General features: G+C 73.8%; 9 protein-coding genes. 6 read left to right on the plus strand and 3 right to left on the minus strand.

Translation table 11 applies throughout. The features are described 5' to 3' along the window. Position 1: 1 nt before the first annotated feature. On the plus strand, positions 2 to 4,210 hold the full coding sequence (locus ACF09J_RS11710; protein WP_392305220.1) for a CHAT domain-containing protein: 4,209 nt from the start codon (positions 2 to 4) through the stop codon (positions 4,208 to 4,210). On the opposite strand, the gene ACF09J_RS11715 is transcribed toward ACF09J_RS11710, so the two are convergent. Then, on the minus strand, positions 4,191 to 6,170 hold the full coding sequence (locus ACF09J_RS11715) for a caspase domain-containing protein (protein WP_392305221.1): 1,980 nt from the start codon (positions 6,168 to 6,170) through the stop codon (positions 4,191 to 4,193). The genes ACF09J_RS11710 and ACF09J_RS11715 overlap by 20 nt on opposite strands. 224 nt (positions 6,171 to 6,394) lie before the next feature. Here ACF09J_RS11715 and ACF09J_RS11720 point away from each other — a divergent pair, with 224 nt between their 5' ends. The 5 genes from ACF09J_RS11720 to ACF09J_RS11740 all read left to right on the plus strand — a co-directional run bounded on the left by ACF09J_RS11720 (position 6,395) and on the right by ACF09J_RS11740 (position 11,254). Then, positions 6,395 to 6,913 carry a hypothetical protein gene (locus tag ACF09J_RS11720; RefSeq protein ID WP_392305222.1) on the plus strand — a complete coding sequence of 173 codons (519 nt, stop codon included), beginning with the start codon at positions 6,395 to 6,397 and terminating at the stop codon, positions 6,911 to 6,913. A gap of 94 nt (positions 6,914 to 7,007) precedes the next feature. Continuing rightward, the gene (locus ACF09J_RS11725; protein ID WP_392305223.1) at positions 7,008 to 8,780 is read left to right on the plus strand and encodes a hypothetical protein; all 1,773 of its coding nucleotides are present in this window, start codon (positions 7,008 to 7,010) and stop codon (positions 8,778 to 8,780) included. After that, positions 8,777 to 9,043, plus strand: a complete 267-nt coding sequence (locus ACF09J_RS11730) for a hypothetical protein (protein ID WP_392305224.1) — start codon at positions 8,777 to 8,779, stop codon at positions 9,041 to 9,043. Before ACF09J_RS11725 ends, ACF09J_RS11730 begins: the two co-directional genes overlap by 4 nt. Further along, complete coding sequence (locus ACF09J_RS11735; protein ID WP_392305225.1) at positions 9,040 to 9,630, plus strand: hypothetical protein; 591 nt, start codon at positions 9,040 to 9,042, stop codon at positions 9,628 to 9,630. Before ACF09J_RS11730 ends, ACF09J_RS11735 begins: the two co-directional genes overlap by 4 nt. 58 nt (positions 9,631 to 9,688) lie before the next feature. Continuing rightward, complete coding sequence (locus ACF09J_RS11740; protein WP_392305226.1) at positions 9,689 to 11,254, plus strand: AAA family ATPase; 1,566 nt, start codon at positions 9,689 to 9,691, stop codon at positions 11,252 to 11,254. Positions 11,255 to 11,272: 18 nt separating this feature from the next. On the opposite strand, the gene ACF09J_RS11745 is transcribed toward ACF09J_RS11740, so the two are convergent. Both ACF09J_RS11745 and ACF09J_RS11750 read right to left on the minus strand, forming a co-directional pair. Then, positions 11,273 to 12,346: an aldose epimerase family protein gene (locus ACF09J_RS11745; protein ID WP_392305227.1), complete on the minus strand. Its 1,074-nt coding sequence runs from the start codon at positions 12,344 to 12,346 to the stop codon at positions 11,273 to 11,275. A 39-nt stretch (positions 12,347 to 12,385) separates the two neighbouring features. Further along, positions 12,386 to 13,402: a LacI family DNA-binding transcriptional regulator gene (locus ACF09J_RS11750; protein ID WP_392305228.1), complete on the minus strand. Its 1,017-nt coding sequence runs from the start codon at positions 13,400 to 13,402 to the stop codon at positions 12,386 to 12,388. Between the last annotated feature and the right edge of the window lie 45 nt (positions 13,403 to 13,447).

The raw sequence follows: 13,447 nt of genomic DNA on the forward strand, positions 1-13,447 counted from the left end.
CGTGACCACACAAACCCCGGCCTCGGACGACGCGTTCGTCGCCGAGCTCCGCGCCGAACGCGAGGCGATCCTCGACGCCCTCTCCACGACGGCCTCCGACGCGCCTGAGGCCTCCGCCGGGTGCGCACTGGCCGGTGAGCTCAGCTACCGCCTGCACCTGCTGGCCGGGGACCCGGCGGACCTGGAGCTGGCCGGCGAGGCGTTCTCGCTGGCCTTCCGGACACCCGGGGACGACGGCGACTGGGCGGCCTGGCGCATCGTGTACGGGCACGTCCGGGCGCTCCAGCACGAAGCCGAACCGGCCGAAGGGCTCCTCGACGCGTGCTGGGACCTGCTGACCGAGGGCATGGCCGCCCTGCCCGACGGTGACCCCGACTACGACCTCGTGCGGGAGCTGGGACGCCAGCTGCTCGCCGTCTGCTCCAAGCAGCGGTACCTGCAGGCCGACGAGCCGGTCGAACGGCGCGTCGAACTCCTCGGCGAGGCGCTGCGGTTGCACGAGGAGGCGGCCGGAGACCTGGAACCCGGCAGCCAGGAGGCCGTGGACCTCACGGAGGCACGGGGCTTCCTGCACCTGGAGCTCAGCGAGCTGCGCGCCGGCACGGCGGACGCCGAGGCCGCGGCGTCCCACTACCGTGCCGTCCTCGACGCGGGGCTGCCCGGCAGCGACCTGCCGCTCGTCCGGTTCAGCCTGGGCGTCGCCCTCATGAGCCACGGCAAGGCCGTCGCCGACCGGGGCGAACTGGAGCAGGCACGCGAGGAGTTCGGCTCCGCGCTTCTCGAGGCGCGGCGGCTGACGGGGGAACGGCCGCCCTGGGCCTGGGAGGCCGAGACCCGAAGCGCCCTCATCCGCTGCCTGATCTGGCTGCAATGGAAGGACCAGGCCCAGGCGGCCGCGGCCGAGGTGGAACTGCCCGGGCTGCTGGCCGACCCGGAGAAGGTCGACATGCTCTCCCCGCTGTATCTCGACTGTTTCGGACGGCTGCTGTACGAGCGGGCGAGCGTCCGGGGCGACGGGGCCGGGCAGGACCGGGCGATCGCACTGATACGGCGCGCCGTCGACATCTGGCGGCCGGAGCGGGACGGCGAGGTGACCGTCACGGCCGTCTTCCTCGGGTTCTTCCAGTACACCCGCTACCGGGACGACCCGGACCCGAGGCGGCTGGAGGAGGTCGCCGAGTGCGCGCGTCTGGCCCTGGACGGCGACCAGTCCCCCGCGCTCCGTCAGGCGGCTTCTTTCCTGGGCGGCTGGGCCTGGCTCACGCTGAAGAGCCGGCACGGAGTGGTCCCCGAGACTCCGGACGCCGTCCCGGAGGGGATGCGCCTCGACGACATGCGGGACCTCTACCTCGGCATGCTGGACGACGTGGGTGAGGGGCGCGGCTTTCTGAGCTTCGGTGGCGACGACGACTTCCCCGGCATCTTCAAGGAGTTCGAGGACACGAGCCGGATGGCGGAGGGCTTCGACACGATGTACGCCTCCTACCGCGCCGCCGAGCCGGGCCGTGACCGTGCGGACCACGCCCTCCTCCTGCTGCCGTACACGAGCCTCCTCGACCCGCACGGCACCCATGTCACCGCCCAGCAGAAGGAAGAACTGATCGACTGCGTCCTCTCCCACGGAAAGGACGATCCCGAGTGGCAGCGCAAGGCCCTCGCCGTGGCCGCCCAGAGCCGGCTGCGGCAGGAGCTGGCCGGCTCGGGCAGCGGAATGGACGGCGTGATCGACCTCCTCACGCGCGCGGAGGCCGCGGACGGCGCGCAGGGCGGCGACGGGCTGCTCGGGCACAACATCGACATGGCCCGGTTCACCGCCGTGGCCCACCGGGGGCAGACGGCCGGTGCGGATGACGACACGGAGACGGCCCGCGAGCTGTGGCGGCGACTGCGCGACAGCCCCCATCTGACTGCGTACGAGCGCCGGGTGCTGGCCGCCCAGCAGGCCGGATTCGACGCGCAGACCGCCGCCCGGCGGCGGGACCTGCGGGCCGTGGACGAGCACCTCGCTCAGATGCGTGCCGCGCACGACTCGCTCGACTCCGACGATCCCGCCCGCATCGGGCTCTGGACGCTGGTGGAGAACGCCCGGGCCGCCCGGGACCGGCTGGCCCAGGAGCTGGGAGCCCCACCCGCGCCGCCGCTCACCGGCCGCCCCTCCCTGGCGCAACTGCGGCGGGCGGCGAAGGAGTTGCCGCGCGACCACCGGGCCTGGGTGCTCGGGGACAACGGGATCAACCGCTTCTCGCGGGCCTGCGAGGCCGGGAACACGGCCGACGTCGTCGAGGCCATGGAGCTGATCCGGGAAGCCCACGACATGGTGGACGAGGGCAGCGACAGCAGGCTGCGGTACGCCTACTGCCTCGGCGCGGGTCACTGCGCGCTCTCCGCGACGCGGCTCTCGCCCTCGGCCCGCGCCCGTGACCTCGCCCAGGGGATCGCCCTGCTGGAGTCCGCGCTGCGGACGGCGGGCGGCCCCGAGCACCGCCTCTACGCGGCCACCGGTCTCGCCCTCGGCCGGGCCTACCGCACCCGGGGGGAGCTGCGCCGCGACGACCGGGCCACCGGGCGCCGCACCGGACTCGACGCGCTGCGCGGCCACGCGTGGGCCGCGCTGCTGCAGTCCGGCACCGAGCACGCGGCACAGGCCGCGGTCCAGGCCACCTCGGGCGCCCTCGAAGTGGCCGGCTGGTGCCTGCGCGACAACGCCCTCGAAGAGGCCGTGCAGGCCCTGGACGCCTGCCGCGGCCTCGTCCTGCACGCCGCCACCACCTCCCGCACCGTGCCCGAGCGTCTGATTGCGGCCGGACACGCCGCCCTGGCCGACGAGTGGCGCGCCGCGGGCCTCACGGCCGAGCCGGCCGACCCGCTCACCGCCGTCCAGGCCCCGCTGTCCGTCCCCAGTGCCCTGCGCCGCCGGGTACTCGCCGCCCTCACCGGCGCGGACACCGTCCAGGACCGCCTCCTCGACCCGCCGGCCCCGGACGAGATCGGCTCCGCGCTGCGGACCCTGCGCAAGGACGCCCTCGTCTACCTGGTCCCCGCCACCGACGACACCCCGGGCGCCGCCGTCGTCGTCACCTCGACCGGAGCCGTGCACTCGGTGCCGCTGCCGACGCTGACCGACGACGCGCGGCCACTGCTGGAACACGTGCGCGCCTTCGAGGACGGCGGCGGCCGCAGCCCGGTGGCGGGGGAGTCCGCCGGGCACGGCCGGGACCTGGGGCCCGTGACCGGTCGTACCGCCGCCTCGCCGTCGCTCAGGCAGCGGCTCGACCGGCTGTGCGGGTGGGCGTGGTACGCCGCGATGCGGCCGCTGCTCGACGTGTTCAGCACCCGCACCGGGCGGATCCCGCGGCTGGTGCTCGTGCCGATGGGCCCGCTCGGCCTCGTGCCCTGGCACGCCGCCTGGGAGCAGGCACCCAAGGGGCGGCGTCACTACGCGCTGCACGAGGCGGAGATCTCGTACGCGGCCTCCGCGCGCCTCCTGTGCGACGTGGCCGCCCGGCCGGAGGCCGTGCACTCGGGTGCGGCGCTGGTCGTGGGCAACCCCACCGGTGACCTCCGGTACGCGGGTGAGGAGGCCGACGCGGTGCATCGCGCCTTCTACCCGCGCGGCCGGTTCCTGGGACGGCGCGCGGGCGGCGGCGCGGACGGGCCCGGCACCCCGCAGGAGGTGCTGTCGTGGCTGACCGGCGCGGACGCCGAGGACCCGGACCAGGGGCAGGAGGGCGCCGTACTGCACCTCGCCTGTCACGCCTCCATCGCGCGAGATACCCGGCGCACCGCGTATCTGTCCTTGTACGGCGGGGAGTTGGCCGCCGAGGAGCTCACCGAGGCGGTCGGCGGGGTCGGCCGCCGCAGGCTCGGGCTCGTCCTGCTCGCCTCCTGCCGCAGCCATGTCTCGGGACGCGGCCACAACGAGGCGTACAGCCTTGCCACCGCCTTCCTGGTGGCCGGTGCGCGGTCCGTCGTCGGCTCGCTGTGGCCCGTGCCGGACGAGGCGACGTCCGTGCTGATGTTCCTGACCCACCACTTCCTGCGCACCGGGGGAGAACCGCCCGCCAGGGCGCTGCGCCGGGCCCAGCTGTGGATGCTGGACCCCGCCCGGGAGACGCCCGCCGCGCTGCCCGCCCGACTCGCCGAACGGGTCCGGCACATCGACCCCGACGACCTGAGCGCCTGGGCGGGGTTCACCCATCTCGGCCAGTAGCCGCCCGGCCGGAGTCCGGGACGACCGTGCGCAGGGCGATCGTCCGCGTCGCCCAACGGCCGGGCGCGCCCCGGGTGACCCGGCCCGCCTCGCGGGAGCCCGCCGCCCGCTCGGGTGCGGCGAACCGCAGGACGCCGTCGTCGTCCCGTACGCCGGGCCGCGCATCGCCGGTACGGCTGCCCGTACGGGCCGGGTCCCAGGCCGGCAGCTGGAACGGCGCCGTGTTCAACTCGCCCTCGGCGACGATGAGTTTCAGCCAGTCCCGGACGTGGGCGCCCGGTACGGCGGGCCGGTCCGGCGGGAGGGAGAGCTGCACGGGATCGCCGTCCAGGGCGTATCCGGTGCGGCCGGGCCCGATGAAGTGCCCCGGGAACAGCACGGGGTCGGCGGCGTAGCTGTCGGTGAGGTCGAGCAGCACGCACCACAGCGACCTGCGCGGTGAGCGGTTGTGCAGGCGGATGGAGACCCACGGCTCGCGCGGCCCGGCCGTGTCCTCGGGTCCGTAGGCGCGGACGATCTCGCCGCTGCCGTCCGGCACGAGCGCCCGCCCGTCCGGCGCGTCCCACGGCACGATCTCCACCTGCACCAGGTTGTCCAGCTCCGAGGGCCGGGATGTGAGGTCCCGCAGCCGGTGCCAGCGGGCGAGATGGGTCAGGCAGTCCACCACCCCCCGCGCGTCGCCGTCCGCACCGAACGGCAACGGCCGCACGAACGCGGTGCCGTCCCGTCCCAGCACCCGCGCGGTCCCGCCCTCCACCACCAGCCGCACGTGAAGGTCCGCGCTGTCCTCCAGGCCGTCGACGACCCGCACCAGCGGCGCACGACCGCCCCCGGGCCCGTACGACGCGACGGCCGCCCGCAGCCGGTCCTCCGCACCGGCCCGCCCGGGGCCCTCCACGCTCACCGTCGCGGGTGCCGAGGCCAGCGCGGACAGCGCCACCGGGTACACCCGTTCCGTGTCGGGCACCCATCCCAGCGGGTCCACGAGCGTCCGGGCAGGGTGCACGGCGCGGGCCCTGAGCGCGGGCGCCGGTCCCGTGTCCTGCGCGCCGACCACCGCGAACTCCGTGCCCTGGGCGCCGTCTTTGTCCGGGAGCCCGTGGGTCGTGCCGCAGTCCACCTCCCATCCGTGCGCGCCGTGGCGCAGCACATGCTCACCGGGGACGCCCGCGGCCGCGCCCCCGAGGAACGGCAGATCGGCGGTACCGCCCGCGGTCGCCGGATACAGCACCGGCTGCTGCCGGCCCCCGGAGCGCTGTACCCGGGCGTCGGCGGCGGCCAGCAGTTGGCGGTACGTGGCCTCCGGGCCCGCGGCGCGGACGGCGCCCAGCAGGGCGTGGGTGAACGCGCCGTGCCGCCGGCCGCCGAAGTGCCCCTCGTACGACGGCTGATCGAGCCTGCTCGCGGCCAGCAGCACATGCCGGGCGGGCCCCTGGGGAACCGCGACGTCACGACCGGCGGGCGTCCGCCAGCCGGACAGCGGCGGGGCGAACCGCGCGGTCAGGTCGGAGGCCTCCCCGGCGTTCCGGGTCGCGCCCCCCGCGTAGCAGCAGTCGAGCACCGCCGCCATATGGACGCCGCGTGCCGCGACCGCGTCGAGCAGCGCGCCGAGCCGTTTGTCCGGCAGCGGCCCGTCCGCGCACACCAGCGCCTGGTTCCGCCCCGTCGCCTCGATCAGCAGGTCCGCGCCCGAGGCGGCCTCCTCCGTGCCGTGCCCGGAGAACCAGAACAACGCCGTGTCCCCGGGCCCGGCCGCGCCCAGGAACGTGCGGATGCCGTCCTCCACCGCCGTGACCGTCGCCGCGCCGTCCAGCACGGCCCGGATCCGGGCGGCACCGCCGGTCCGGTCCACCAGGAGCCGCCGGGCCTCGGTGATGTCGTTGACGCAGCCCGTCAGCGGCTCGGCGGTCTTTGCCGGATAGTCGTTGATGCCCACCATGAACGCATAGATCGACCCCATGGCGGGGAGTCTGTCAGCCCCGCCGGCCGATGAGAGGCGTGAACTGGGCGGGAACAGGGCGAATTCGGGAGTCCTGCGGGTCGCCGGGGTGTCAACAGGCCGTCGCGAGTCGCATGATGATGACGGAGTGACTAGTCTCACCTCCCGCCGGTCGCGACGCGCGTCGCGCACACCGGCGCGAGAGCGAGCGCCATCGTTCTACCGGGGGAAAGTCGGGGGATGTCATGAATCATGTTGAGCGGCCCCGGCGCATCGTGCAGACGGGCGGGGCCGGTACGCCGTCCACGTCGTCCGACATGCTGCGCCGCACGGACCAGGGGCTCACCACGGGGGCCGGGACCCGGAGGGTCGTCGGCGCGCCGGGCCCCGCCGCACCGCTGCGGCGCGAACGCCTCGCCCCGCGCCCGCAAGGCCTGCGCGACGCGGTCGGCCGTCTCGACGCCGGCCTGGACGACCACGCCCGCAGGCAGCTCGCCCAGTCGATCGGCGAGGAGTACCGCACGAGCTACGGCGAGATCCCGCTGGGCTTCTTCGCCCGCTGCCACCTCGGCCCGCCCTACGTCGACCACCAGCTCGACCTCTTCGCCGTCATCGTCCGGCACTTCTCCCCGTCCGACACCGTGCCCGACCCGTTCTCGGGCGCCCGGATGCTGGTGCGCTCCGGCGGCTACGCCTACGTCGAGGTCTACTCCGGCGGGCTGCTCCTGCCGGTCCTCGACGACGGGACCGTCGTCCGCCCCTGACACCGGCACTTTCCGCACCGAGCCGTACGGCCCCGGGAGGCGCCGTGCGAGCAGTACGTACGTCCTCACAGAACCGTGTGATCGGAGAAACCGAATGTCCGAGGTGGACGTAGCCCTGCACCACAAGGTGCAGCAGGTCAGCAACCTCGTGGTCAGGCTCAGCGAGCAGGTGGGCTCCGTGTCCGGCCAGGTCTCCGCCGTGCAGGCCGACCAGCAGGAGACCCGCACCGAACTCCAGCAGCTGCGCGACGAGTTCCTCGCCTTCGTCAAGACTGCGCAGCTCACGGCCAACGTCCAGCGCGCCGAGATCCGGGTCGGAGTGATCCAGGACCAGGTGGACCACGAGTTCGGCCACTACAAGACCGTGCGGCGCACCGCGGTCGGCATGCTCCAGGCGTTCGACCTGGGCCTGGTCTCCGAGGACAACGTCCGCATGGTCGGGGACCAGTTGATGCTCCAGACCCCCCGCTACTGGCTGGCCCCCGCCCTGGTCGCCCTCGCCTCCTGGTCGGCCGACGACCGGTCGCTGTGCGAGCGTGCCGTGGAGGAGGCCTTCCGGCGCTCGCCGGACCGTACGTCGCTGTTCTTCGCGCTCGTGCTGCGCCGCCAGAACCGGCAGGAGGCGGCGGTGCGGTGGCTGCGCCACTACCTCCTCGCGCAGGATCCGGCGGCCCTCGGCCGGGAGTTCGCCGTCATCCTGGAGTCCATCGCCCAGGGTGCGTTCGGGCTCGCCGGACGGGAGCTGCTCAACAGCACGCTGGCCCGCTGGCGCGAACGGCTCATGGACAGCGAGGAGGCACAGACCAAGCAGATCACGCGATGGCGCGAGGAGGTCGACTCCCTCGCGCAGCCGTCCGCGGCCGCCGAGTTCCCGCGCCTGGTCCAGATCTGTCCGCAGTGGCAGCAGCTGGACGGCGTCCTGAGCCGGGCCCGCGCCCATCAGGTGGTGCTCGACAAGTACCGCGCCATACTGGACCAGGAGTTCCAGCCGTCGGAGCGGCTGGAGGACGCGGTCGACGACATCCTCGACCGGCTCGTCTCCGAGTACGACGGCGAGGAGCTGCCGCTCCGCCGCGACCTCGCCTTCAACCACGCGGTGATCGACCACGGCGGCGACCTGGACGCGGCCCGCCACGCGGCCGACGCCGACTCGGCCTCGTACGAGGAGACGCTCGACTATCTGACGGTGCAGACCACCGCCGCGCTCAACCCGGCGGCCATCGGCACCTCGCCCGCGACCCAGCGGCTCTCCGTCGCCGCCTGTCAGGAGTGGTTCCTCCAGGCGCACGCCGGATTCACCCGCGACTACCGTGCCGCCATGCCGCAGGACGTCCAGGCGCACTTCGGCACGGCGTACACGGTGACCGCCCAGACCTTCCATCTGCCGCCGTGGACCGGCTCGTTCAGACAGCCCCTGCCCGATCTGGAGCGGTCGCTCAACGCCCACTGGGACCAGCACATGCAGCCCTTCATCGCCTCGTACGCCTATCCGTGGGCGAAGAAGGTGACGCCGCTCGCACTCGTCCTCGTCGGCATCCTGGTGCTCGTCGGTGCGGCCAGCATCCCGGTCGCGCTGGTGATCGCCGCGGTGGTCGGCGGCGTCTGGGGCCTCGTCCTGCGCAACGGCGCCCAGGCCGCGGCCCGCCACCAGGAGAACGCCCGCAGGATCCTGGAGCAGGCCAAGCTGGAGTCCCTGCACCAGCTGCGCGCGGCCTCCGCGGAACTCACCGACTGGAACGAGAAGTTCCGCGCCGCCGACGGTGTCGAGCCGCACTGCCGTGAGCTGATCAAGTCCCTGGTCACGGCGACCCGGGGAGGCTCGCCGTTCGAGGGCCGCACCGTGGCCAAGGAAGGAACCGCCTCATGAGCACCGCCCCGGGTCCGTACCCCGCAGCTCCGCCGCCGCCCCGGCGGCCCCCCGGGGATCCGCAGTGGCTCGCGCCCGGCGCGTCCGGCACGTCGTCGGCCAGGCAGGACGCCTCGGGCGGCGAGTCACCGTGGGCGACCACCCGCAGGCCCTCCGGGGAGCGCGTGACCAGCCGGGTCCGCCAGGTGGTCGAGGGGCTGCCCGACTGGGAGCCGCTTCCGCCCGGCGAGACCGTCGTCCGCAGGCCCGGGGGCACGGGATGACCGCGTACTGGGGGCACGGCGGCCCGTACGAGACCTGGGTGGAGTTCCTGCGCCGGTGGGCCGCCGAGGAGGCCGTGCATCCCGGGACGCTGCCGGCGCTGGCCCAGGAGCACTTCCCGGGCGAGACCTGGGAGCGGCTCGTGCTCCACCTCGGCGCCGCCCTCGACACCCGTCTGAGGGCCTGGGCCGAGCGGCTCGTCCAGGCGATGCTCGCCGCCCCGGACGAGTTCTCGGCGGGCCGGGCGCTGGCCCAGGCGAGGACGGAGTTGCAGGCGGTACGGGCCCTGGCGGGGCATCCGGGGCTGCCCGAGTCGACGCGTACCCGCATGGCCGAGGTGGTCGACGCCCAGATCACCGATCTGCAGGACCAGTTGGAGCGGAACCTGGACCGGCTCGCGGCCCAGGGTTCCGACCCGCGATGGGTCGACCAGCGCCGGCGCACCCTCCGGGACAACCCGCTCACGGTCCTGCTCGCCGCTCGGCCACCCGCCTCCGGCGCGGACGCGCCCACCGGGGCCGCCCCGGTCGCCGACCCGTGGGCCCATGCCCCGGCGACCCGTCCGCGCCGCCGCGTGATCACCGACTGACTCCGCCCCTCCGCTCGACCGCCCGCAGAACCCGTCCGTCCCGCGACCGAAGGCACGCATGTCGAACTACTCGGAAAGCCTGGCCCACCTAGACAGCTACATCTCCGCCCGGGTGCCGGTGATCGGCATGCGGACCATCGAGCAGCAGCGTGCTCTGCGCCTGCTGCGGGAGGCGGCCGTGCAGCCGCGCCGCAGCAGCATGCCCTTCTGGATCTACACACGCGCCACCGGCCTGCGCGATCTGCGCACCAACGCGCCGGTGCAGGACGACCGGTCGCTGACCGGTGCCATGGACTACGCGGCCGCCCAGTTCAGCAGCCGGCCCAACTCCACCGTCGTCCTCGTCGACCCCGACCACCTGGAGGACGACACCCATGTCACCCGGCACATCGCCGAACTCGCCCGGCTCGCCGACAACAACATGGGCAGCATCGTCCTGATCACGGACTCGCCCATCTGGAGCGGGCTGCAGCGGCTCGGCATGAGCCTGCACCTCGACCTGCCGGACGCCGACGAGATGTACGGCACCCTCGCCGGCTTCCTGTCGGACCACCGCGGGCACATCCCCATCGAATGGGACGAGAACGACGCCCGGCGGGCGGCCGAGTTCCTCAGCGGGGTCACCGAGGCCGAGTGCATCAACCTGATGGCCACCATCGCGGCCAAGGGCTCGATCCTGAAGGGCGACGTCCTCGGGCTCGCGCAGTCCAAGGACCGCATCTTCAGCAACCTCACCGGACTGGAACGTGTCCAGCTCAAGGAGGGCGACTACACGGTCGGCGGGCTGGCCAGCCTGCGGCAGTGGCTGAAGCGCAAGCACGACATGATGCACGCCGACCTGCGGGACACGGCGCTGCGACCGCCCCGCGGGGTGCTTCTGGTGGGCGTGCCGGGCTGCGGGAAGTCCCTCTCCGCCAAGGCCATCGCCCACGAGTGGCAACTGCCCCTCTACCGGCTCGACATGGCCAGCATCCACGGCAAGTTCCTCGGCGAGTCCGAGGGCCGCTTCCGGGAGGCCCTGGCGCAGGCCGACCGGGTGGCGCCCTGCATCCTGTGGATCGACGAGATCGAGAAGGGCCTCGCGGGCCGGGACGACATGTCCGGCGTGCCCCAGCGGATCATCGGCCAGTTCCTGTTCTGGCTGCAGGAGTCACGGTCGAGGGCCTTCGTCGTGGCCACCGCCAACGACATCCGCAGCCTCCCGCCCGAGCTGCTGCGCAAGGGCCGGTTCGACGAGCTGTTCTTCGTCGACCTGCCCGACGGCCAGGACCGCAAGGAGATCATCGAGCTGTACTACCGCCGCTATCTGAAGACCTCCCCGGAGCCGGAGCAGGTGGACCGGCTCGTCGACCTCTCCGAGGGCTTCGCGGGCTCCGACATCGAGTCCACGCTGCACGATGTGGGCGAGGAGGCCTACCGCAGCGGCGGTGCCGACCGGCTCAAGCCCTCCTTCCTGCTCGACGCCTTCGCCAACACGGTGCCGCTGAGCCGCGTCAACCCCGAGCAGATCGAGGAGATCCGGGCCTGGGGCCGGGAACGCGCGGTACCGGCGGGCCGCTCCGCGACGGCCACCGCTCCCGGTGGTACCACGCCGTCGCGGCGGATCGTGTTCATGGACGAGTGACCTCCGGCCGGACCGGGCCTACCGCGCCGGCGGATCGAGGCGGTACTCGGTGCGGCTGCTCAGGACCGAACCCGGGCGCAGCACCGTGCTCGGGTACTCCGGGTGGTTCGGCGAGTCGGGCAGGTGCTGGGTCTCCAGGCAGACGGCCGCGTACCGCTCATGGCGGCGGCCCGTCGCGTCCTTGAGCGTCCCGTCGAGCTGGTTGCCGGTGTACACCTGGAGGCCCGGTTCGGTGGTCCACACCTCCAGGGCCCGCCCGCTGCCCGGATCCTCCAGCCGGGCCGCACGCCGCAGGGCCTCCCCGTCCGACGGCGGGCGCAGCACCCAGCAGTGGTCGTAGCCGCCGGCCGCCCGCAGTTGCGGATCGGGTTCGTGCAGGCGGGCGCCGACGGTGTGCGGGCGGGCGAAGTCGAAGGGTGTGCCCGCGGTTTCCGCGCTGGGCCCGTGCGGGATGCCCTCGTCGGTCAGCGGCAGGTACCGGTCCGCGTCCAGTCGGAGCACGTGGTCGGTCACCGTGGGGGCGCCCGACAGGTTGAAGTAGGCGTGGTTGGTGAGGTTGACCACGGTCGGCCGGTCGGTGACGGCCCGGTAGTCCAGGGAGAGGGTTCCCCGGGCGTCCAGGACATAGGTGGCCGTGACGTCCAGGGTGCCGGGGAAGCCCATGTCGCCGTCGGGGCTGCGCAGGGTGAGGCGTACCCCCGCGAAGTCGTCGCCCGTTACGGGCGCGGCGGCCCAGATCCGCCGGTCGAAGCCGTCCGGGCCGCCGTGCAGGGCGTGGCCCCGGTCGTTCACCGGCACCCGGTGCGCCCGGCCGTCCAGGGTGAAGCGGCCGTCGGCGATCCGGTTGGCGTACCGCCCCACCAGGGCCCCGAGGTACGGGCTCGGGCCGGCGTAGTCATCGGTGCCGGTCAGCGACAGGACGACCGAGCGGGCGACTCCGTCACGGTCCGGCACCTCCAGGGCGTGCAGGATGCCGCCGTAGGTGAGTACCTCCGCGCGCACGCCGCGGCCTGAGTCCAGGTGCCAGCGCTCCACCGGAGTGCCGTCGGGCGTGGTGCCGAAGGGGGAGCAGCGCAGGGCGGGTCGTGGCATGAAGGTCCTCGGGGGAAGGGGAGAGGAGGGCGGGCCGGTTCAGCGCTGGCGGCCCAGCGTCGACTCGCGCACCACCAGGTCGTGGCCCGGCCGCAGCCGGCGCGGCTCGGCGTCGGCGGAGCCGGTCAGCCGGGAGATGACGCAGCTGACGGCCTGGCGGGCGATGGCCTGCTTGTCGGGGGAGACGGTGGTCAGGGTGATCGCCCCGAAGCGGCCCTCCTCGATGTCGTCGAACCCCACCACCGCGACGTCCTGCGGGACGCGCAGCCCGCGCTCGCCGAGCACCCTCATGGCGCCGATCGCCTGGAGGTCGTTGTAGGCGAAGACCGCGTCGGGCCGCACTCCGCGGTCCAGCAGGAGGGCCATGGCCTGTGCGCCGTCCGCCCGGCCGTAGCCGTCGGTGGGCGCCACCAGCGAGTCGTCGTGCGGCAGCCCGGCCGCGGCCAGTTCCTCCCGCCAGCCCTGGAGGCGCAGATGGGCGGGCTGGCGGGCGCTCTCCGCCCGCGCGCCGAGGAAGGCGATCCGCTGCCGGCCCATCCCGACCAGGTGGCGGACCGCGCTGCGCGCCGCGGCGACGTTGTCGATCGCGATGTGGTCGTAGGGGGCGTCGTACTCCCGCTCGCCGAGCAGCACGAGCGGCGAGGTGTCGGTGCGGCCGCGCAGGTCCGGGTTCTCCAGCTCTATCGGAGAGAGGATCAAGCCGTCGATGACATGGGTGCGGAAGCCCTGGCAGACGAGCATCTCCTTCTCCCGCAGGCCGGCGGTGTGGTCGAGGAGCACGGTGTAGTGGTGGCGTGCGGCGGCGTCGATGACCGCGCTGGCCAGCTCGGCGAAGTACGGGTTGCCGAGTTCGGGGACGGCCAGCGCGATGATCCCGGTGCGGCCCTTGCGCAGATGGCGCGCGGTGAGATTGGGGCGGTAGCCGAGCTCGTCGATCGCCTGCTGCACCCGGGCCCGCATGGCGGGGGTGACGTGCGGATAGTCGTTGACGACGTTCGAGACGGTCTTGATGGACACTCCCGCTCGCTGCGCGACGTCCTTGAGGCTGACGCCCAAGGCGTTCCCTCCTTGTCGGGCCGGGCGCAGGACAGCGACGTGTCC

Source organism: Streptomyces sp. NPDC014889, assembly GCF_043081205.1.
Taxonomy (GTDB): Bacteria; Actinomycetota; Actinomycetes; order Streptomycetales; family Streptomycetaceae; genus Streptomyces.